The 22,635-nt window shown below is 38.6% G+C and carries 16 protein-coding genes and 1 tRNA gene; all 17 read left to right on the top strand.

All coding sequences use genetic code 11. The features are described 5' to 3' along the window. Window positions 1-285 (top strand): group II intron maturase-specific domain-containing protein (locus BLQ32_RS16055; RefSeq protein WP_280513368.1); only part of this gene is annotated, 285 nt, incomplete at its 5' end. 1,144 nt (window positions 286-1,429) lie between these two features. Further along, complete coding sequence (locus tag BLQ32_RS16060; protein ID WP_074511112.1) at window positions 1,430-2,905, top strand: lipopolysaccharide biosynthesis protein; 1,476 nt, start codon at window positions 1,430-1,432, stop codon at window positions 2,903-2,905. 85 nt (window positions 2,906-2,990) lie between these two features. Continuing rightward, window positions 2,991-4,103 carry a phosphotransferase gene (locus BLQ32_RS16065; protein ID WP_074511114.1) on the top strand — a complete coding sequence of 371 codons (1,113 nt, stop codon included), beginning with the start codon at window positions 2,991-2,993 and terminating at the stop codon, window positions 4,101-4,103. Window positions 4,104-4,514: 411 nt separating this feature from the next. Beyond that, a complete protein-coding gene (locus BLQ32_RS16070) occupies window positions 4,515-5,603 on the top strand; it encodes a glycosyltransferase family 2 protein (RefSeq protein ID WP_074511116.1) in 1,089 nt (362 codons plus the stop codon). Window positions 5,604-5,670: 67 nt separating this feature from the next. After that, window positions 5,671-6,792, top strand: coding sequence for an EpsG family protein (locus BLQ32_RS16075; protein ID WP_074511118.1), 1,122 nt, complete (start codon window positions 5,671-5,673; stop codon window positions 6,790-6,792). 277 nt (window positions 6,793-7,069) lie between these two features. Continuing rightward, window positions 7,070-8,161 (top strand): glycosyltransferase, encoded by a 1,092-nt coding sequence (locus tag BLQ32_RS16080; RefSeq protein WP_074511120.1) that lies wholly within the window; start codon window positions 7,070-7,072, stop codon window positions 8,159-8,161. A 78-nt stretch (window positions 8,162-8,239) separates the two neighbouring features. After that, window positions 8,240-8,968, top strand: coding sequence for a YveK family protein (locus BLQ32_RS16085; protein ID WP_074511122.1), 729 nt, complete (start codon window positions 8,240-8,242; stop codon window positions 8,966-8,968). 6 nt (window positions 8,969-8,974) lie between these two features. Then, window positions 8,975-9,661 (top strand): CpsD/CapB family tyrosine-protein kinase, encoded by a 687-nt coding sequence (locus BLQ32_RS16090; protein ID WP_074511124.1) that lies wholly within the window; start codon window positions 8,975-8,977, stop codon window positions 9,659-9,661. Window positions 9,662-9,794: 133 nt separating this feature from the next. Further along, window positions 9,795-10,811 carry a glycosyltransferase family 2 protein gene (locus tag BLQ32_RS16095; RefSeq protein WP_074511125.1) on the top strand — a complete coding sequence of 339 codons (1,017 nt, stop codon included), beginning with the start codon at window positions 9,795-9,797 and terminating at the stop codon, window positions 10,809-10,811. A 1,037-nt stretch (window positions 10,812-11,848) separates the two neighbouring features. After that, on the top strand, window positions 11,849-12,544 hold the full coding sequence (locus tag BLQ32_RS16100) for a sugar transferase (RefSeq protein WP_083335372.1): 696 nt from the start codon (window positions 11,849-11,851) through the stop codon (window positions 12,542-12,544). A 266-nt stretch (window positions 12,545-12,810) separates the two neighbouring features. Beyond that, window positions 12,811-14,100: a lipopolysaccharide biosynthesis protein gene (locus tag BLQ32_RS16105; RefSeq protein WP_074511129.1), complete on the top strand. Its 1,290-nt coding sequence runs from the start codon at window positions 12,811-12,813 to the stop codon at window positions 14,098-14,100. Window positions 14,101-14,131: 31 nt separating this feature from the next. Beyond that, a complete protein-coding gene (locus tag BLQ32_RS16110; RefSeq protein WP_074511131.1) occupies window positions 14,132-15,976 on the top strand; it encodes an asparagine synthetase B family protein in 1,845 nt (614 codons plus the stop codon). Window positions 15,977-16,258: 282 nt separating this feature from the next. Then, window positions 16,259-17,149 (top strand): UTP--glucose-1-phosphate uridylyltransferase GalU, encoded by an 891-nt coding sequence (galU, locus tag BLQ32_RS16115; RefSeq protein ID WP_074511133.1) that lies wholly within the window; start codon window positions 16,259-16,261, stop codon window positions 17,147-17,149. A 19-nt stretch (window positions 17,150-17,168) separates the two neighbouring features. After that, window positions 17,169-18,503 (top strand): UDP-glucose dehydrogenase family protein, encoded by a 1,335-nt coding sequence (locus BLQ32_RS16120; RefSeq protein ID WP_074511135.1) that lies wholly within the window; start codon window positions 17,169-17,171, stop codon window positions 18,501-18,503. 273 nt (window positions 18,504-18,776) lie between these two features. Then, a tRNA-Leu gene (locus BLQ32_RS16125) sits at window positions 18,777-18,860 on the top strand. Between the two features lie 200 nt (window positions 18,861-19,060). After that, on the top strand, window positions 19,061-19,966 hold the full coding sequence (locus BLQ32_RS16130; RefSeq protein ID WP_074511137.1) for an AEC family transporter: 906 nt from the start codon (window positions 19,061-19,063) through the stop codon (window positions 19,964-19,966). Between the two features lie 229 nt (window positions 19,967-20,195). Next, entirely contained in the window at window positions 20,196-22,628 is a 2,433-nt protein-coding gene (gene lexA, locus BLQ32_RS16135) for a transcriptional repressor LexA (RefSeq protein ID WP_074511139.1), read from the top strand. Window positions 22,629-22,635 lie beyond the last annotated feature (7 nt).

The following is a 22,635-nucleotide window of genomic DNA, read 5'->3' on the forward strand; positions in this document are numbered from 1 at the left end:
TTGGCGGATACGCCGAGCGTATTCAAAGACCTCGAATCGTGGATTCGAAGAAGGCTCCGCATGTGCATATGGAAAGATTGGAAGAAGCCGAGTACGAAAGTGAGAAAACTCATCGGGTTGAGCATCCCGAAAGGGAAGGCTTATGAATGGGGCAACTCGCGAAAGAGCTACTGGCGAATTTCAAAAAGTCCCGTATTGCACAGAGCCCTCGGAAACTCCTACTGGAGTTCCCAAGGGCTCAAAAGTCTGGTTGCACGTTATGAAACTTTGCGTCATCCATCTTAATTGAACCGCCGTATACCGAACGGTACGTACGGTGGTGTGAGAGGTCGGGAGTTAATCGCTCCCTCCTACTCGATTAGGGTTTTTCAGTGGCCTCCTTTTCAGGGAAGCTGTTTTCATGCTTGAAATTATTTGTACCAAAATTTCCTGTCTGTTCAGCTTATTTCGTTGAAACGTTGAAAAGAACCTGCTTGTTCGCTGTCGCCTATTTATCCTTTGTTTCTGCTGATTAGCCTGTCGATCAGCAAAGTCTCTGCCTGTGCCTTGGCAGCAGGGTCGTTTATGTTTTTGGTGATGTCCACCGATAGCAGAGTATTTTGAATAGCAGCCAATCTTTTGTGCAGTTAGTTGCTCTTTCGGATGCTTTTATGATACATAACAAAATATACTGCACCGATGAGTAACAGGTGAACGGCAGATGCGTTCAAAAGAGCGGCCAAAGGCAGGCGCGGAATGCCGTATAAAAAGAAATATGTTCATGCACTGCTAATGCTGTGAACCCCCCAATCATTATCCTCATGCTCCAGGCGAGAAGGCGCTTTGCTTGTTTTTGGTTCATCGTGTAAAAATTAGCAGTGTCAGCTGATTGTTTTTCCGCAGACTTCTGAAAGTTATCAGCACGCGGGGAATGTGGAACTAGAGTAGCCGGTTTTCGGTTTTGTCCATTCCGGCCTCTTTATGCTCTGTTTGTTGATGGCATATTATTCATAGCAGCGGTTGTTGTCGCAGCCTTTGGCTGCTGGGGACTGGCCACGTTTTCTGGTATTTACTTTGGCTTTTTAACTGCCCCTTTCGCAGTTAGCTGGTGGAGGTGGTTTATTTTGGATATAGAGCTTGAATAACGAACAGCAAGGAAAGGTAGATTGTAAAAAATTGAATTTAAATTATTAGAATTATCAGTTATTAATAGATTCTTATATGTTAAAATGAAAGGCACAATGGTGGACTATATTAAACACACTCATATACCTGGAAATAATGTGGATTTTTAGTTTTTATAGGAGTATTTAAAATCATTTAGAAAAAGAGGCGTATTGGAACTTTATTTAGTTCAAAAATAGTAATTAAAGATTAGGCTTAGCCTCTTTCGATAAGCAGGTTGTGCAGAAATATGTAATATGACGTCTTTATAATAAGGAGAACGCCAATGGAGAAGCGAAACTCTTTAAAAGGCAAAGCGGTTGGAGGGGTATTTTGGAGCTTTGTTGACAAACTTGCAAACCAAGGCAGCCAGTTTCTGATTCAAATTATTTTGGCGAGGCTGTTGCTTCCGGAGCACTTTGGTTTGATTGGACTGATCCTGGTCTTTAATGCCATTTCTGCCGCGATTGTAGATAGCGGATTCAGCAATGCACTTATACGCGAAAAACAAGTGACGCAAAAAGATTATTCTACAGTTTTTTATTTTAATCTGATGATTTCCATAATTATTTATGCTTTGCTTTACGCCTCGGCCCCGGTTCTTAGCAACTTTTTCAATGAGCCGGATTTTGTTTTTCTTTTAAGGGTACTGGCTTTGGGCATCGTCATCAATTCTTTTGGAATGGTCCCACGAGTCATGTTCGCCAGGGAAATCAACTTCAAGACCATGACCAAAGTTAATCTTACTACCAGCGTGATATCAGGTATATCGGCAGTGTTGATGGCACTGAACGGCTTTGGTGTCTGGAGCTTAATTGCCCGCGTGCTGATAATGAATGTACTGCAATCAGTGCTTTCATTATGGGTAACCAAATGGTTGCCGTCAATTACATTTAGTCTGGCTTCTTTCCGGCGGTTATTCGGTTTCGGCTGGAAGCTGCTTGTTGCGGAACTGATCAATGCGTTTTACCAGAACGTCTACACGCTTATCATTGGGAAGCAATTTTCTGCCGATCAATTAGGCTTTTATACGAATGCATACCGGTTCAGCAATATGGCTTCACAGACATTGACTGCTACCATTAGACGAGTGGCATATCCTATTCTCAGCAGTATTCAGGAAGAAGAAGACCGGCTTAAACAAGCCTATAGGAAAATCATCAAAACAACCGCGTTTCTTATCTTTCCCATTATGATCGGGCTGGCAGCAGTTGGTGAGCCTCTTATAGAAATACTGCTTGGAAATCAATGGATGCCTATGTTGAGTTATTTTCAGCTCCTTTGTTTGGCGGGTATGCTGTTTCCAATTCAGGCAATCAATCTGAATGTTCTTCAAGTAAAAGGTAGGTCTGATTTGTTCTTACTGCTTGAAATAGCCAAAATTGTTGTGGCAGCCTTCTTTATTGTCCTCGCCATTTGGCTAGATACAGGAATTATCGGACTGGTTATCGTTACTGTATTGATGTCTTATATTGCTCTATTTATTAATACGTATTTTTCAGGTAGGGAAATCTCATATCCTGTTAGAGAACAAATAAAAGATTTATTTCCTATTTATATTAGTTCGCTTGTAATGGGAGGAGTTGTCTTAACAGTCGGGGAAATAGTGCAGAGCGGAAATGTTATTCAGCTTGTCAGCCAATCAACTGCTGGAGTCCTTTTCTATATATTCATTTGTAAATGCCTGAAGATAAATGAGCTGAACGATATTTATCAATTGTTGATTCCGATAGTTAGAAAAATCAGGTTTTCTAAAATATAATGCCCATGAAAATCTTGGACTGCTCCTTCAAACAAACGCTTAAGCAGTCACTGAGATAACAAATAGGAGAGGAAGGCGGTGCTTTTTGATCATTAATCATGAAAAGAAGCTGAAATTTTATTTCATGAAGAAAATCAGAGAAAAAGACTACTTAATTTCTGTGCTTGAAGACAATAAAAAATATTTAGTAAGCGGAACTTACAGGGTTAGTTGGACTGGCAAACGGAAAGTTTATTTGAAAAATAAAAATACTGCCCATTTCTTGCTAAAAAATAAACTGCAATCCAATAATTCGTTTCTATTTAAGATGAAATCGGTGATTGATGCCATTTCAGCAAGCCTTTCTACGATTACAATAACCAACGAGAAAGAGCAGAAGCTCGAAGGTGAACTCGTTATGATGACTTATAGCAGCAACGTTAAAATAATTGATTTTACTAAAAAAATCATTTTGAACAGAATGGAAGCTGCCCCCCTTACTTATGAACGAGTCAAACAAGGATATCAAAGTTTAAACAAGCATTTTAAAATGACTATTATTGAATTTTTGGATGAGGAATTTATATATTACGAAAAATACCTTGAATTTATCCCCTACAACCTTTGGGAAGCACGCGACATAAAAGATTGCATCAATGAGATTTTCAATTCCTATATCCGCTATTTTGTCACAATCAAAAAAGGGGATATACCTACTCATAATCCTGCCGCTTTATTCGAAGAAATAAAGGCAACGGACTATAAAAACCATAAAACAATTATTGCAGTGGAAGAATGGTTGGAAGAGTCCCCGGAGGAATTATTGTACCCAATTATAAGAGGGCACGGGGATATGAAATTCGAAAACATACTATTGGCGGAAAAGGAATTCTATTTTATTGATTTGGAGTTTTCCGCTGCCTACTTCTTTATTTATGACTTGATAAACTTAATCTTCAATGAAGCGATGAACGGTGACTTTTCCTATGTCCAGGCTTTCTTAGAAGGAGCGTACGACGAAAAATACAAAAAACTATTTGAAGCTATGGGGCTAGAGTATGATAACAAAAAAAAGTTATACTATATTGCCGTTTACTTAGTTGATAGGATCATTCACTATGATTTAAAAGTAGTGGTACATCGATTGGACTTGACGGATATGTTCAACAAATATTTTATGATCATGACTAAAATTGAAGAATTAGACAAGCAGGTATAGAGGTGAATGCAAAAATTAAAAAGAATTTGTCTTGAGAATTAAACTTGTATATTACAAGACCGTTTTTATAAAGCTAAAGGACATTTAAAAGTATCAGTCAGATTCATTTACTTTCAAAGAAAAATGCTCTCCAATCTAATTGGAGAGCATTTTAAATGTTAAAAATAGTTCTAAATTACTATTTATAAAATACAAAAAACTTTTTTTAAAAATTTCATAGTGACTTAGGCGTATTGTAGTGATAGAATTGTAAAAAATAAATTATATTCTTAATATTCTGATAAATATATAAAATTTCCCTACCCCTGGTGTAGATCCAAAAAATCATAATCTTGAGAAGAGTTTAAGGTTAGTTGTGTGATAACAATTGAAAGGTAACATATAGAAAATCGGCTGAATGGGGGAACCGGAATGGACAATAATAAGGGGCTCAGTGTCATCATCCCAATCTATAACGTAGAAAATTACTTGGAAGAATGTCTTGAATCTGTAATACAAAGCATGGGGGATTTGCCAAACATTCAAATCATCTTAGTTGATGACGATTCCCCTGACGGTTCTGGAAGAATTGCAAGAAAATATACAAAAAAGCATGCTAACTTTCAATATTTATTCAAAGAAAATGGTGGTATCTCGGAAGCGCGAAATTACGGCCTTCAATTTGTGAAATATGACTATGTCACTTTTATAGATAGTGATGATTGGATTCGGCAAGCGTATTTCGAAAGAGTTATAGAGGCGATTCAAAAAAAGCCCGATCTGATCATCTTTAATTGGATGGATTACTTAGAAGGACAGGCTCCGCAAGTAGTAAAGGGAATAGAATTTGCGGAATTTCTTTGGACAGCCCAGCCAGGCGCTTGGAACAAAGTATATAATACCGTTCTATTCAAAAACGTTTCATTTCCGAAAGGCCGTGTTTATGAAGACGTAGGAACAATTTACAAACTGCTCTATTCAACGAAAGATTATATCTACATCAATGAGGCTTTGTACAATTACCGAAAAAATAGGAAAGGCAGCATTCTTTCAACTGTTTCATCGAATATCAACGATCTTTACGAAGCATTAGAAAGTACCTATCGCTTTTATCTTGAGCATAATGCGCTTACAAATGAAAATCGGCAAGGCTTATGTTATCAGTATGTCAAATTGCTTGGCTGGTCAAATATGTATCGGCAGCTCCGGTTTTTCAAATACAACTTCTGGGGATTCCATCGGAAAATGAAAGCAACCCGCTGTTTGATATACACTCGTTTTCCAGAATGGAAAGACAATGAATTTTTACAATGGAATGCTCCTTTCTTTGAAAGAAGGCTCGGTCCGGACTACATTAAAAGGTTCGATGGGATAGGGAAGTCCTTTTTTTGGACATTTTATACGATTGCATACCTTGTCGTAAAAAATTGGAAGAATTATGTACAGGCCAATAAACTGCACTCAGGAAAAAACAAAGTTTTAAAAACGGAAAAAGAAGTCTTTGAATGGAAAAAGCATTGAATGGCTATAGTACAGTTCTAATGATGATGACAAAAGATAGCTTCGTGAAAGTGGACGGGAGGTCACCATGCTTACTTATGTATTTGTTGGAAGTCTACTTTATATATTATTTTTAATCAACCTGCCGCTACTCCCGAATAGAAGCTCAGGAATAACCCATGTAAAAGCGATGAGAGGCCTCCTTTTAATTCCGATAATCGGCTATCTCATGTATTTAGCGATTTTCAGATCCTTAAATGTAGGAACCGATTATGAAATGTACTATAACTTTTACGTTAATGGAGAGTATACTGAGAAATTCGATCTTTTTATTGTACTAATTTATGATTTCGCTCGGAATGAAGGAAACTTTCTCTTTTTTACTTTCATTATTACTAGTCTGTTTTTGCTTTTTAATTTGTTAGCGATAAAAAAAATAACCTATAACTTTTTTGTGAGTTTCACAATTTTTGTTTTGTCTTTTTATTTTTTCTTTGTCTTTAATGGCATGAGACAAGCTGTGGCCATTGCTGTTGTATTCTCGGCTGTTTATTTCGTTCAAAAAGAACAAATGAGAATGAGGGACTTTTTGGCATTTATATTATTAATTTTTGTAGCGGCACAGTTCCACGTTAGCGCAATTTTTATGTTTCCATTACTTTTTTTAAGATTCTTCAAAGTAAATAGAGCAACTATAGTTATTGTATTTCTTCTTACAGTAATGGGGTATTTCACGCCGTTTATAAAAAATAATATCGGCTATAGTCTAGCGGTGATTGATTTCTATGCCCAAAAATATGAGAATGATTTGGATTTCTTTTTTTTAGTCAACAAAGAAAAGGGAATACTGCAATTTATGCCAGTGATTATCCAGTACTTATTTTTATATTATAGTTTTAATTTAAAAAAACCAGAAAGTGTTTACGAAAAGTTTCTCACAAGTTATTATTTGGCCTTTCTGTTTTTATACTCAGCCTCTGGGGTTGAAGCGGTTGACCGGATACAGTACTACTTTTACCCTTCCATTATCCTTTTCTATGACTATCTAATCCATTCGATTTATACAACTAGAGAAATAGAACAAAGCGGTAAAAAAGTGAATATGAATAGGATGGTTGTATTAGCTAGCATATCTTTTTGGTTTCTATATTTCATTTTGAGAGTAAATCAAGGCATAGGAGGCATAAAACCATATAATTTTATGAGTTAGTGGAGAACCTCCAAAAGTAAATTCAATAAATGAAGAGGTACAGACTTTTATAAATAATTACTAAAGTTTTAATAGTATGTAACATTAAAGGAATAAGTGGTAATTTTTCATGATATTGCCAAATTAAATATTGTGCAATTTGTATGATTATAGATAAGAAATAAAAGAGTTTATTTACTTGTGAATCTATAATCAGACCAGATTGGAAAGGACTTAGAGAGACTGTTTTGCTTTAAGAAGCAGGATGATTGCTAAAGAGACTTTGGAGGAGAGGCTTGTGAGAAATGTTTTATTAGTAGGAGAAGCTTACGGCGGCGGAGTCAAAACTTATATTGACACCATTATGTTAAATCAGGAAAAAGAAATACCTATTTGTTTTCAAGCCCTTGTCAGCTCGAAGAGGCTAGAAAACAACGAAGGAATCGATCACTCTTATTTGATAGAAAATAATATGTCATTTGGAAAGTCTCCCTTTAAACTGATTAAGGCTTTACGGACACTTCATCAAGTAATAATTGAAAAGAAAATCGATATAGTCCATGCAAACAGTACATTTGCTGGAATATTGATATATTTATATTCTTTCTTGAATCGAAAACCATTTTACATCTATAGCCCGCATGGCTATTATTCATTCAAAAGCATGAGAAAAGCAAAAAAAAAACTCGTCAGATTTGTGGAAAAACGAATTAATAAATCTTCGGATCTGATTATCCATGTATCAACTAGTGAAGAAAGAGAAGCAATCGAAAATAAGCTAACCAAAGCTGGTAAATCAACCGTTGTTTTAAACGGTTCAAAAGATCCGGAAGTAAAAGCCATCGGCCGAGTAAATGATGTTTTCACTATCGTCAACCTAGCCAGAGTGGATGATCCAAAAAACCCATTTGAATTTATTGAAATAGCCAGGAATATTCTAAACAAAGATATGAATGTCAATTTTATTTGGGCGGGCAATGGCAAGTATCTTGAAGAGGCTCGGAAAAAAGTAAAGGAATATGGATTAGCCGAAAAAGTAGAATTTATCGGATTTTCGAGTGAAAAGGAGAAAATCTTCCTGAAATCAGATTTATACCTTTCCACTTCCCAATATGAAGGGTTGCCTTTTGCTGTAGTTGAAGCCATGTCCTACAGACTGCCACTTCTTTTAAGTAATATTATTGGACACACAGACTTGGTGGTGGAGAAAGAAAATGGCCTCTTATTCAATAACAAAGAAGACCATGCTATTTATGAGTTTGTAGAAAATCTTATTCAAAACCCGGAACAATGGGAGGTATTGTCTAACAATTCATATCGCATTTTCAATGACCGCTTTAATATCAATCAGATGCTTAAAAAACTGATTACTATTTATCAAAGTGTTTAAAGGAAAGTGCGTGCAATAGGGCAGATGAATAATGATTATCAAAACTATTGAGTTTTGTAATTTAAAGGAGGTCGCAAAATGGAGGATAGACTCGAGTTGCAAGAAGTTTTTAGTTTATTAAAAAAGCGAGCGGGGATGATTTTATTAATAATATTGGCCGCGGCTGGTTTAGCGGCTGTATTTTCTTATTACGTCCTATCCCCAAAGTACGAAGCAACTACTCAAATTTTGGTCAGTCAAGGTGCAGAAGGGATCCAGGGATTGACTGAAAATGATGTGCAAGCAGATTTGCAGCTGGTAAACACCTACAGAGGGCTGATTGAAAGTCCGGTAATTATGGGGAAAGTGATAAAACAACTTAATCTAAGTACAACTGTCAATGATCTGAGAAAACAATTCACAATCAACTCAAGCGCAGAATCCCAACTTATTGAAATCGCTGTTGCCAATGAGAGCCAAAAAAGAGCCGTCGATATTGCCAATGCAACAGCTGTTATATTTCAGGGAGAAGTTAAGACTATAATGAATGCAAATAATGTAAAAATTTTGTTTCCAGCTGAAGTTATTGAAAATGCGGATCCGATTTCGCCAAGACCACTTTTCAACATGGCTATAGGCGCGGCTTTAGGCTTGATAATTGGCATAGGTTTAGCCTTCCTATTGTCTTATTTGGATACATCTATAAAGAATGAGAGAGATGTTGAGAAATATCTTAAAGTGCCAGTTTTAGCAGTGATGTCTCCAGCGCAGGAAAATTTAAAAGACAATGAATCGGCGAAAGTCGCGTTAGAGGAAAAGGAGGCTTGATCCAGTATGGTGAAAAAGAAACACAAGATTAACAAAGACAAGGAACAATTGGTAGTCATAGCTGGATCACAAACTCATATAGCAGAACAGTTTCGAAGACTCCGAAGCAACATAAATTTCTCGTCTTCTGACCAAAAAATACAATCAATCGTTATTACTTCTGCAGCCCCTTCAGAAGGGAAAACGTGGGTGGCAGCCAATCTGGCAGCCATTTACGCCCAAGAAGGCAAAAAAGTGCTGCTCGTAGATAGTGACATGAGAAAACCATCAGCGCATGAGATTTTTAATACTTTGAATGATGTGGGACTTTCCAATGTTCTAACAGGAGAGATTGAAGCGGCGGCAGCAATTAAAAAGACTTTTATGGATAAACTGGACCTATTGGCGTGTGGACCGATTCCAACTAATCCTGCTGAATTACTTTCTTCGGCAGGCATGGACAATTTTATGGAATCTATGAAAATGAGCTATGACATAATTATAGCTGATTCTCCGCCCTTGACTACAGTGGTTGACGGCCAGATCCTGGCCAGTAAAAGCGATGGAAGTATTCTTGTTATCCATGCAGGAAAAACGGATCGACAAGAAGCTATCAAAGCGAAAGATGCCATCACATTTTCAAACGGCAGATTAATGGGGGTTATTTTAAATAATTTTCTGACTCCGATGTCCGGTAATTTCCAAAAAAGATAATGCTTCAAAAAGCAGCGAGTCTATGGCTGCAATGAGGAGAAAGTCTGCTGGTTTCATAAACTTGCGTGCCATTCCGAATAACTAAACGCTGTGCTGAAAGTAGGGTAGTGAATGGATGAAGGGGTGAATGCTGATGACAATCGCAAGTGAAAAAGTGAGTGTTGTAATACCTACCTATAATCGGGCGGAGTTATTGATGGCGGCAGTGAAAAGCCTTCAAGAACAAACGTATCGGAATATTGAAATTGTTATTGTGGACGATTGTTCGACCGATTCCACGGCTCGGATAGTAGAAAGCATAGATGACAAACGAATTGTTTATCTTCAGCATAAAGTGAATAAGGGGGGAGCGGAAGCCAGGAATACTGGTATTAAGCATGCTACGGGAAGTGTTATCGGTTTTTTGGATTCGGATGATCAGTGGCTCCCTGATAAATTAGAAAAGCAATTAGCAGTTTTTAAAAAGAATCCAAAAGCAGAAGTAGTATATACAGGTATAAAAGTAATGCAAAATACTACTTTTATTAAAGATATTTTCCCGAAATATAAGGAGGACTTATTAATAAAATTACTAGAATCAAACTGCATCTACACAACTTCATCTATTTTAGTGAAGAAAGAAATACTTGAACAGATTGAAGGATTCGATTCTTCGCTGCCTAGCTGTCAGGATTGGGATCTATACATTCGATTAGCGAAAATAAGTCAATTTGAATTTGTTAAGGAACCTTTAGTATTGTATTTTCAACATCCCGGTGAACGGATATCAACAAATCATAAGGCGGTAGTAGACGGTCATATGCGAATTTATGAAATATATAAAGGGCTTGCTCATAATAATGGGGAAAGCGTGTTTCGAAAATTCAGTTTCAAAATAGCAAAAACCATTTTCAGGGTGGGGTTAATCAGCCAAGACAAAGAAAAAGTTAAACTTTCTAGAAAAATCTTAGTTGCAAGCTTGTCGAAAAAACATACTATGCATAAAAGTATGTTTTTATATTTATCGACTTATGTAAATTTAAAATTTCTACTTTATCTTCATACACGGTATGAGCGATTTAACACTGGCTATTATTCGTTTGCTTTCAAAAAAACGGCAAGTTTAAGCGGGCAGAAGACAAACAGTGTAACTAACAAAGGAGGAGTATAATGCCAGTGCCATAATAAAAAAGGCGCTTCTTATTGTGAGAAATCCTCGAATAAATGATTCAAAAATCATTCGATAAAGAGGCAAACACGATTGAAGTCCGGTTACAGGGATACTTTAATATGGACATTTCAGATTCTTAAAAAGAGCGTCGCGGTCGAGTAAGCTCGAGGTATCAATAAAAACAGCAGGTTTCGAGCAAGATGCTATTGATTTGTGCTAAGAAAAGAGGGGAACTATTTAAATTTTACATAAAATAGTTATCCTTTTACAGGAGAAAAGCAAGTGCTTTACATGTCTAGTTCAAGATCATAAATGTCGATTCAGTACTGAATGAAACCAAAATCCATTATTTATTAACAAAGCCAGATGAAGCAAAAAATCTTTTATAATATTTTCTCTTTAAAAAGTAGATTAGATGAAGGTTTCAATAAAATAACATTCATATTAATCTGAAATTTCAGAAAAAATTGATAATTATGTTGAATTTCTAGGTAAATAGAGTTAGACTTGTTAAAAAGAAAATCAAAAAAATATTTTATTAGTAATAATTGATTATTTTTTTGTATATATTTTGAAATAATGAAAATGTACTTTTGATTTCTTGATTGTTATCTTCAGGTGCATAACAAAAAAGATTTTGAATACTCTTTAACGGTGTAAGGCTCTCACAATATTAAAAATTTGATTATGAGCGAAAGGCATAGGGTGTACAGCACAACTAGTATAAAAAGAAAGTTTAAAGAAAAAGATTTGAAGAAAGCTTTACCGAGGGAGCAAAATTTCAATGTAAAAATGTAATCAGAAGGGAGACGTTAGTTCAAGAGAGGAAGTAGTAAAAAGTTTTGAAAGAATAATCCTTAGGAGAGTAGTACTGATTAGCCAAAATGGTATTTGAAATATTTAAATATTTTTACTTTGAATAAAGTTTTATGAAAAAGAGGCAACAAAGAATGCGCTTGATATACCAAGGGACGAGTTAAAAAGGTAATGACGACAGCCGCTGGATACTTCGAGTAAAGCTGAAGGAAGGGATAAGTATGGCAGTTTCCAATCCAGAGCGAACCAGGGAAATTTTAATCAGCGAAACACAAGAAAGCGCACAATACCTCAAGGAAATAAATGATGCAAGGTCATATTTGATTATGAAAAGAATAATTGATGTTTTAGGTGCCATCGCCGGAATCATTTTACTGTTTCCTCTTCTCTTGCTAGTTTACTTTGCGATTAAAATAGAAGATCCGCGCCATTCGGCTTTCTTTTCCCAAACACGTGTCGGAAAAAACGGCAGAGAATTTGTTATGTATAAATTCCGTTCCATGGTATGCAACGCAGAAGAAATGAAACTTGAATTGCTTAATAGAAATGAAGCTACGGGACCTGTATTCAAAATTAGGCTAGACCCGAGAATTACCTTTGTCGGTAAGTTTATTCGAAAAACTAGCATGGACGAATTGCCGCAATTGATCAATGTACTAAAAGGCGAGATGAGTTTAGTAGGGCCAAGGCCACCTCTTCCGGAAGAAGTGAAAACATATACTCTTTATGAACACCAAAGACTTAATGTCATTCCAGGGTTAACTTGTTATTGGCAAGTAAGTGGCAGAAGCAATGTCCGATTTGAAGAATGGATTGAAATGGATTTGAAATACGTAAGTGAACATACTATTTGGATTGATTTTAAATTGATTTTTAAAACTTTCTTTGTCCTTTTCGGTTCTAAAGATGCTTATTAAACGAAACGATAAAGCAGCGGAATCTTAGGACAGGATTATTGAGCAGGTTAAAGAATCATGCAAAAGCTCGTTCGTGAGGAAGGAATCTACGACAGATGAAAATATGTTCTTTGAGTTTAGAAAAGATTCACTATAACTTCAAAATTGATCGAATGGACTGCTGTTGCATATTTCAAGCTTTCATTCAAGAAATATAAATATCAATTATGCCACTTGGTAATGGCGATTCTGCAAATCGATGATGGAGAGTAGGTATTAGGCAGATAATGAAGAGCCAAGTTGAGAAAATAGCCAATAAGCCATTTTTGCGCAATGTAGCAGTTATGGCGACAGGCACTGCCATGGCTCAAATAATTTATATGGCTTTGTCACCTATCATCACTAGGATGTATGGGCCCGAAGCGTATGGATTAATGGGAGCTTTTATGGCCATTGTAGCGATAATCGGGCCTGTAGCTGCACTGACATATCCATTTGCAATAGTTCTTCCTAAAAAAAATAAAGAAGCACATGGGTTGATGCAAATTTCTTTTATGATATCGATAGGAAGTGCAGCAGCTCTTGCTATGTTACTGTTGTTTTTCAGTGATTTTATCGTCAATTGGTTTAATTTGAAGCATTTATCATCTTTTCTGTTTCTGTTGCCATTTATAGCTTTATTTTCGGGGATGCTGCAAATTGCAGAAGGTTGGCTAATCAGGACTAAACAATTCAAGGTAACTGCAAGAGTTACTGTTATCCAAGCGCTGATTGTACAAGGAAGTATAGTCTTAATCGGAATTTATTATCCAGAGGCGACGGTCTTGATTATCATTACAGCTTTAGCTATAGGATTTAAAGCTGTCATGATGATCTCGCTTTCACAAATTCCTTTTTTAAAACAGACAACAATCGGGTGGAAAAATCTAACGGAACTGAAAGAACTGGCAACTAAACATAAAGATTTTCCTGCTTTTCGTGCTCCAGAAGTATTTCTCGATGCAATAACGCTTGGGGTTCCTATCCTTTTGTTAGCTAATTTTTTCGGACCTGCTTCGGCTGGCTTCTATTCTATCGGTTATACGGTATTGTCGGTGCCAGCCCAATTGATTGGTAAATCTGTTGGGGACGTCTTTTATCCTAGAATTTCTGATGCTAAGAATAATGGGGAGAATATGACAAAGCTGATCAAGCAAGCGACTTTTTATTTAGGATTAGCTGGAATTGTGCCATACCTTGTCATAATTGTATTTGGTCCTTGGCTATTTAGTTTTGTTTTCGGAGAAAATTGGTGGACCGCTGGTGAATATGCGAGATGGATGGCTCTTTGGATGTTTTTCAGATTTTTGAATAGTGCCAGTTTAACAGCATTGCCTGCTTTATCTGCTCAGGCCTTCCTTTTATGCAGCACGGTTATCTTCTTAATCGCTAAAATTTCCGCATTTCTAATTGGGCTTTATGTTTTTTCCAGCGCATTAGCAGCGATAATCATAGCTGCGATAGCAGAGGCTGTTCTGGAAATCATATTCTTGTATATGACATTGTATTTTAGCAAAAAACAAGACCAGATAAGCTAGTGTGGCTATTATGACAGAAGGAAGGGATAGGATGAGTGATTTTGTTTTTTCAGCAAGTCAACTGCCAAAAGGAATATTAACTTCGGAGCTGCAATCAATTTATCTAGAGGATTCACCGGAAGTAGATGAATTTCATGGGAAATGGGGTTCTTTGGGGATAAGTCGTAATCTTTATAACGGATTTCACCCTTATGAAAATGATTCGTATATATGTGCAGTGGTTGGTGGGCCGGTGCTTTGTTTCAGAGACAATCTGTTTTTGAACGGTGGGCAGGCTAGTGATGGAACGGTCTCTATTTTTCAGCGATGGCTATCTGGCCAAATGAAGTGGGATGAAGATTTAAGTGGCCCTTTTGTGGTAGTGATTGTGGAAAAGAAGAAAGCTGTCGCTCATTGCATCACCGATCTCATGTCTTTTATACCCGTGTTTGCTTATCAGCATTCATCAGAGATAATGATATCGACACATATTGACGTATTAGGAGCAGTAAGCAAGCAAAAGCACGACATCGATATCGTGTCAAAAGTAGATTTCGTTCTTCATGGAATCGTTACGTATCCTTATACTGTATATCGGCAGATTACTCAGCTTCAACCAGCTTCTATCCATTCTAAAGTGCCAAATTCCAATAAAATGTCTTCTGAATTTTATTGGCTTCCAACTGAATCCATCAATTATGAAGCAATGGACGATGCGGCTAGAGAATTGAGAGAAGCTTTAGAGGATTATGTTTCTCGAGTAACAGAAGGAATGACTAGTGTCGCTCAATTCATTAGCGGAGGAGAAGATTCGAGGACACTTTCGGGCCTGTTGCCAAAAAAATTAAACCGCGATGCATTCATATTTTTGGATTCTATGAACCTTGAAGGGAGACGAGCAAAAAAAGCTGCTGATGCTTATGATGCTCAATTTAAATTAGCAATCCGAAGCAAATTTTTTTATTTAGAAATTCTCCCTTCAAGTGCTGAATTGGTGGGAAGTGGAGCGGAATACATTCATGCTCATACTTTAAAGTTCTATAAGTCGTGCCGATTGATGGAGTATCCTGCTGTATTCGGCGGGCTGTATTCCGATGATCTATTAAAAGGAGAATGCATCGTGAAAATGCTGGAAAAGTTACGTCTCCCGTTTATTCCGCAGATCAAGAGCCGTGCCTACTCGAGAAGCGATAAAATCAGGTGCAGCCTATTTAAAGCAGAGGTATTAGAAGAATTGAATCGACGGAGGTCAGCTCATTTAAAATGGCTCAAAAGTTTTCGGAAGGAATCTGCTGAAGAGTGGTTTGAATTATGGCCAAGTTCGATGAATTGGGTTTTGCCATCAACCCATGTAAATCGACGTCTCTTTAGAAGTTATGAACCATTTATGTCGAATGGTGTTGTAAAGGTGAGTGCTTCTGTGCCGCAAAATTGGAGGCTTAACCGACGGCTTTTTCTTAAAACAACAAAGCCGTATTTGGAACAAAGCAAATGGCTGTTTCATTCAGATGGAAGATTGCCTTACTTTCCTTGGTACTTGAATTGCATTATTCAATCTGGAGTATGGAGTTATCAGCAAATCAGCACCAGAATCGGATTAGTAAAAGGGTTTCAGGGGCCTTGGGGAGAATGGAAAATGATAATTAAGAGTCAAGAGTTTCAAGACTATATATCTAAATATGCAAAAGGAATCACAGTAATGGCTGATGCGTTTACAGAAGAACGAGTTGAAAAGCTCTTTAAAAGCAATGAATTAACAAGGATGCAACATATAAACTTGCTGCAAACATTATATAGCAATCTAAAAAATATAAATATAAAAGAAGAATTGATAGAAGTAAAAAATACTCCTGCAACTAATTTCTTGCCAGAAAAGAAAAGCAAATACAGTAATTAAGAACTTTCAAAAAAAGTTGGAATATTCCTAAAATTTTAATCGGCAGTAGACAAGTATTCGATTAATAATGTTGTCCAGACATCGATCAATGGCCATTTTCAAAAATTAAAATTGAAGATGGCGTTTTTTGAAAAAATTTAGCATTCATTTTTGTTGATTTAATAGAATTGATATCTTTCTTAATTTATATAAATGCAATAAAAAACTAAGTCAACATTTGTGTTGCTTTTGAAACCGCAAGTTAATGTCTTTACTAAGTTTCTATTTTGAGGAGGACCTTGGATGAATAAAAAAGTAACTAAAGCCATTATTCCAGCGGCTGGTTTGGGGACACGCTTTTTGCCAGCTACCAAAGCGATGCCTAAGGAAATGCTGCCGATTTTAAACAAGCCAACTATTGAATACATCGTAGAAGAAGCTGTAGCATCTGGAATAGAAGATATTCTAATTGTTACCGGCAAGGGGAAAAGAGCAATCGAAGATCATTTCGATAATAATTTCGAGCTTGAGGACAATCTTTTGAAAAAGGGAAAGTTTGAATTATTAAAAGAGGTACGAGCTTCTTCAAGAGTGGAAATCCATTATATCCGTCAAAAAGAACCAAAAGGACTTGGCCATGCAATCTGGACGGCTCGTAAATTTATAGGGAATGAACCGTTTGCGGTTCTGCTTGGAGATGATATCGTCCGTTCGAAAGAGCCATGTTTGAAACAATTGATTGGTAAATATGATGAAATGCAGTCATCCATTATCGGCGTACAAACTGTTCCGGGAGATCAAACCTATCGTTATGGCATCATCGAACCAACACAAAATGATGGACGCTGTTACGAAGTCAGAAATTTTATTGAAAAACCGGTGCCAGGTACTGCACCTTCCAATTTAGCTATTATGGGACGTTATATTTTAACTCCTGAAATTTTTCGTTATTTGGAAAAACAAGAAATAGGAGCGGGAGGAGAAGTGCAATTAACAGATGCGATTCAAAAACTGAATAAAGTACAAAATGTTTATGCCTATGATTTTGAAGGCAAGCGATACGATGTGGGAGAAATGATTGGCTTTATCCGAACTACTATCGAATTTGCTTTGGAAAATGAAGAATACAAGAGTGAAGTCGAAGAAATAATGATTGAATTATTGAAAATAAAATCGATGGTTAAAATATTGTAGGGTAAGGGGAGGGATTGATGTGAACATATCGGTGATTGGAACTGGTTACGTTGGCCTTGTAACAGGTGTAACTTTGGCGGAAATAGGACACGAAGTCATTTGTATCGATTTGGATGCACAGAAGATTGAAAAAATGAAACAAGCTATCTCTCCCATATACGAACCAGGTTTAAGTGAGATGATGGCCAGAAATATTGCCGATAATCGGCTAATATTTACAACTAATCATCAAACAGGTCTTGAGAATGCAGAAGTGATTTATATTGCTGTCGGAACACCGGAAAATGAAGACGGTTCCGCTAATTTAATTTATTTAGAACAGGCAGTGAAAGACATTATCGCTCATCTTGCTAATGATGTCATTGTGATAATTAAAAGTACAGTTCCTGTTGGGACGAATCATAAAGTCAAAGAACAGATTCAAACGGCGGTAAAAGGGCGCATCCAAGTAGAAGTTGTTTCAAATCCAGAGTTTTTAAAAGAAGGTTCGGCCATAGAGGATACTTTTCAAGGAGATCGAATTATAATTGGTTCTGACAACAAGCGTGAAGCAGTGATTGTGGAAGCTATTAATAAACCATTTGGTGTACCGATATTCCATACTGATATAAAAAGTGCAGAAATGATTAAGTATGCTTCTAATGCATTTTTAGCAACAAAAATCAGCTTTATGAATGAAATTTCAAATATTTGCGAACTGGTTGGTGCCGATGTGGAAAACGTAGCCTTTGGGATGGGACTGGACAACCGGATTGGAGGCAAATTTCTAAAGGCAGGCATTGGTTATGGTGGTTCCTGTTTTCCAAAAGATACCAAAGCATTAATCCAAATCGCTGGCAACGTAAACTATGAGTTTGAATTATTAAAAGGCGTCATTAATGTAAACCGAAAACAGCAGATGCTGCTTATTGAGAAGTTGCGTCACTGCTATAATACTATAGAAGGAAAGAGAATAGCTGTTTTAGGACTTGCCTTTAAACCAAACACAGATGACGTGAGAGAGGCAGTCTCCATATTAATAATCGAAGAGCTTTTGCGGCAAGGGGCAGAAGTAGTTGCTTATGATCCAATAGCAATAGCAAACGCTAAAGTTCTTCTTAGTTCCGATGTGACATATGCTGCTTCAGTTGAAAATGCAATTGAAGGCAGTGATGCAGCATTAATTATTACCGAGTGGGATGAAATTAAGAATGCTGACTTGAATATCTTTACAAAAATGAGACGGCCGTTGATTATAGATGGAAGAAATTGTTACAAATTAGATTCTGTAAAATCATTTTCAATTGAGTACCATTCAATAGGAAGGCCATCCATTGTTGAGGTGACAAATCAAACATTTTCAGAAATTAAATAAAAATATTTCTATTTGGAATGATTTATCTGAAGGTAAAAAAGTGTACGTAAAAGTTCTCTTTAACAATCCAACACTCTCCTGATTTTCTTCCATGTTTTTAAGTGTTTTACCATGGCTTTCAGCTAAAAAATGAAAGTATAAAAATTGTTGGATAAAACAAATATCTAATTTTAAGGATTGCTTCAATACGTAGAGAAAATTAAACATTGACATGTTTAGAAAGCAATTACTTGCCATAAAGACAATTAATTTTTGAGAAACGTGTTTTGCCTGGCGGACGTGGCGGAATTGGCAGACGCGCTAGGTTCAGGGTCTAGTGGTGGAAACACCGTGAGGGTTCGACTCCCTTCGTCCGCATACCAAGCGTTTATAGAAAGAATACGATGAAGCCCGCCTCTAATTAGGCGGGCTTTATTTGGTTGTACTGCACAGAGGAGTGAATCGGGAGCTGTACTATAGGGAAGAAGCTGAAGAACGCTGGTTTTTTCAGCAAACTTTCCGTAAACTTAATGATTAAGGAAGAAGCCTTCCTAGATTAGCATCGGATGTGAGTTCAGTTGGTCATTGCAGAAATTTTGAATGTTGTCTTGCCGGTATTCCTGTTATTGGGTGTCGGTTTTATCGTTGGCAAATACATGTCGATCAATTCGAAGTCGGTCTCCGATTTGTCAATTTATGTTTTTAGCCCTACGCTGTTCTTTTATTCAGTATCGACTTCTGAAATGGATATGGCGGATCTCGGGCGGATTGTCCTTTTTGCGTTTGCCTTATTTCTATTATTTGCGTTATTTGTCTACATAGCCGGGAAATTCTTCAGCTGGGATACAGCTTACCAAAATACCTTGATGCTGGCTTCCGGATTTCCGAATGCCGGGAATTATGGACTGCCTATTATCCTTTTTGCATTTGGGGAAGAAGGAGTGGCAATCGGAATTATCTATTTGGTCATGCAGTCTCTTTTGATGAATTCAGCCGGAGTGTTCTATGCCTCCAATCATGCGCAAGTCCCGAAAAAAGACATCCTTTTGACCGTGGTGCGGATGCCTGGATTTAGTGCTATCCTCTTAGCACTTTTGCTGAAAATCACCGGAATACCGGTGCCAGAAGCCATTGAAAATGCGACCGGGCTGCTTGGCCAGGCATCGATTCCTACAATGTTGACACTGCTTGGCATCACGCTTGCTTCAATCCAGTTAAAAAGCGTGATCAAGTTTATCGGAACGGCGACACTGTTCAAATTAATCGCCTTTCCAGCACTTGCTTATGCATTGTTGCTGTTGATTTATCCGGCGGATGCACTGGAAGCAAAAGTGCTATTGATAGGTGCTGCTACACCAACAGCTGCGACAACGACCCTGCTCGCCATTAAATTCGGAATGAACCCTGATATGGTCTCAAGCGCCATGTTTGTCAGTACGCTTGTGAGCATTGTGACCATTCCGGTGTTGTTGCTGCTGCTGTAAAATTTTAAAAGGACATGAGAAATGAAGCCTAAAGAATTATGCCAGAACATGAATAGACTCGTCCGGTGATAAAGCAAATCGCCCGACGGGTTTTGTTTTATTAAAGACCCAAAATATGTTTAATAGATACGGTCTCTCCAGATTCTGAAGACTCAGAAATCAACTTGCTATTTTACGACAATATTCATAGAATAAAGGTAGAACTTGTAAGTAATGCGGAGGTGTCAGCATGAAATTGAACGTGGAACAGCGCAGAATCGTGGAACTGGAACCGGCCGGCCCAATGCTCGTAAAAGGCGTAGCAGGATCTGGAAAGACGACTGTAGCGATTCGCCGCCTTAATTTTTTGAAAGACCATTATTGCCATGAAGACGATGACCGGATTTTGCTGGTCACGTATAATAAAACCTTGCTTCAGTATATAAAGCATCAGTATGCCCGGCTGGCGGATGAAGACGAGTTGTCGGCCGCCCAGTTGTTTTCTTCGGATGCGGAAGTGGATATTACAAATATCGACAGCTTGATGTACAAGGAGTTTATGCGCTATCAGAAGCGGCTGAATAAAAAGCTGGAAATTGCAGCGCCTGAAAAAATGTACAAACTCATGGTTCTGGCGATTCACCACGTGAAGAAATCCAATCCGGATGTCAAAGTGCTGACGCCGAAAAACAGCAAATTCCTGCTGGATGAAGTGGAGTGGCTATTGGCTTGTGCCATGACGGATGTGGAAACGTACCAGGCGGCTGACCGCGTCGGGCGCTCTTCAGGAGACGGCGGAACGCCCCAGAAATTATTGAAGAATTCGAAGCTGCGGGCCGCCATTTTTGATGTCTGCCTTCATTTTATCGAGTTGCTTGAAAAAGAAGGGCTGACGACGTTCAAGCAAATGAATTTGTACGCGCTGGAAGAAGTCCGGCGCAGCCGTTCCCATGCTTACACCCATATATTGATCGATGAAAGTCAGGATTTGACGCGTGTGCAGCTGCTGTTCCTAAAAGAACTGTACCGGGAAAAAGACCATTCGTCGCTGTTGTTTGTGGCGGATAATACGCAAAGCATTTATCCGTTGTCTTGGCTCGGGAAAGGGCGTCCGTATACGTCGATCGGCTATGACATGAGCGGGAAATCGCGCGCTTTGAGCAAGAACTACCGGACGACGACGGAAATTTCAACGGCTGCATTCCATCTCATCGAAGCGGACGAGAGCATCCGGTCGAATGTCGATTTCGTCAAACCGGCTTTGATTGACCGCCACGGCCATCCGCCGATTTACCGTTTTTTCCTGACGCCTCAGCAGCAGCTGCAGTTTTTGATCGAGGAAATCCGGGCGCTTCAAAACGATTATGCGTTATCGGAAATCTGCGTGGTCGCCCGGGAAAAGCGCCATATTGAAAGCATGGCGGCCGGGTTGAATGCGGCCGGCATTCCGAATGACCTTCTGCAAAATAGTGAACCGGACTTTGAATCCGACCGGGTGAAGCTCGTGACGATGCATTCGATCAAAGGGCTTGAGTTTAAAGTGATTTTCCTGATCGACTTAAACAGCGGGCTGATTCCGCCGGACCGGTACGCCGATGCGGAAGACCAGGAGACGCTGGAGTCGGATGAACGGAAGTTATTGTATGTCGGCATGACCCGGGCCAACGAACTGCTGTATATGTCTTCGGTGAAAAAACCGTCCAAGTTCATCAAGGAAATCAATCGCAAGCACTTGCGAATGAAAAAAGATGCCTCTTTAAAGCCGTTTGAATCGATTCCGATGACCGATTATCAGCTGACGGACCAATTGGTGGATCTGCATTCCAAAGAAGAAGTTGTCCGCCAGTGGCTTGTGCGGGAACTGCGGGAAACGTACGGCTACCCATATGAATTAATGGAACTTGAATTCGGGGTCCAGCAGTTCTCCAAAAAGGGCTACTGCGACATTGCGGTGATGGTGTACATGGCAGGTGAAGCGCGGCCTTACATCATTGCAGAAGTAAAGCGCTTCGGGAGCGGAATTGGCGAGGCGCTGGTCCAGCTGAAGTCGTATTTGGAGGCTGACAGCCGGGCGTTTTACGGCATTGCGACTGACGGGCTCGAACTGAAAATCATCGACCGCAGCGGCGAAGAAGTGCAGGACTTGCCGAAATGCCGGCCGCAGTTCCTGCCGGAGACGAAAAATCGCCGGCTTTATAGAAACTTGAAGAACGGCCGGGACTACACTTACGCAATCGATGTGGATTCGGCAGAAGATATCGAAGTAAGTGAAGCAGGCAGTGACGTGCAACTCCAAGTACACGAGAAAGCCGCTGTTCCGCTGATTGGCAACGTCGCAGCGGGTCTGCCATCGCTTGCTGCAGAGTCTTACGAAACCTCTTTCTACGTGCCGCGTGAATGGCTCGTATCGCCGCGCGAAACCTTTGCACTCACGGTTACCGGCGACAGCATGACCGGTGCCGGCATCGATAAAGGAGACCTTGTCGTTGTTAATGCTCAAAACACTGCATCAAACGGCGACATTGTCATTGCCGTCATTGCGGAAGAAGCGACCATGAAAAAATACATGCCGATGGGCAACGACATTTTGCTGGTGTCTGAAAACCCGGCATATGAACCGATTTTGATGAGAAGCGAAGACGTCCGGATCAACGGACGGGTGATTGGGGTTTTGAAGAAATAAGGTGCTG

This window comes from Planococcus glaciei (assembly GCF_900099655.1).
Taxonomy (GTDB): domain Bacteria; phylum Bacillota; class Bacilli; order Bacillales_A; family Planococcaceae; genus Planococcus; species Planococcus glaciei.

Coding starts and splice junctions, on each gene's coding strand:
- BLQ32_RS16060 (WP_074511112.1), top strand. CDS start 1,430: ATGGAGAAGCGAAACTCTTTAAAAGGCAAAGCGGTTGGAGGGGTATTT.
- BLQ32_RS16070 (WP_074511116.1), top strand. CDS start 4,515: ATGGACAATAATAAGGGGCTCAGTGTCATCATCCCAATCTATAACGTA.
- BLQ32_RS16075 (WP_074511118.1), top strand. CDS start 5,671: ATGCTTACTTATGTATTTGTTGGAAGTCTACTTTATATATTATTTTTA.
- BLQ32_RS16085 (WP_074511122.1), top strand. CDS start 8,240: ATGGAGGATAGACTCGAGTTGCAAGAAGTTTTTAGTTTATTAAAAAAG.
- BLQ32_RS16090 (WP_074511124.1), top strand. CDS start 8,975: ATGGTGAAAAAGAAACACAAGATTAACAAAGACAAGGAACAATTGGTA.
- BLQ32_RS16095 (WP_074511125.1), top strand. CDS start 9,795: ATGACAATCGCAAGTGAAAAAGTGAGTGTTGTAATACCTACCTATAAT.
- BLQ32_RS16100 (WP_083335372.1), top strand. CDS start 11,849: ATGGCAGTTTCCAATCCAGAGCGAACCAGGGAAATTTTAATCAGCGAA.
- BLQ32_RS16105 (WP_074511129.1), top strand. CDS start 12,811: ATGAAGAGCCAAGTTGAGAAAATAGCCAATAAGCCATTTTTGCGCAAT.
- BLQ32_RS16110 (WP_074511131.1), top strand. CDS start 14,132: ATGAGTGATTTTGTTTTTTCAGCAAGTCAACTGCCAAAAGGAATATTA.
- galU (WP_074511133.1), top strand. CDS start 16,259: ATGAATAAAAAAGTAACTAAAGCCATTATTCCAGCGGCTGGTTTGGGG.
- lexA (WP_074511139.1), top strand. CDS start 20,196: ATGAAATTGAACGTGGAACAGCGCAGAATCGTGGAACTGGAACCGGCC.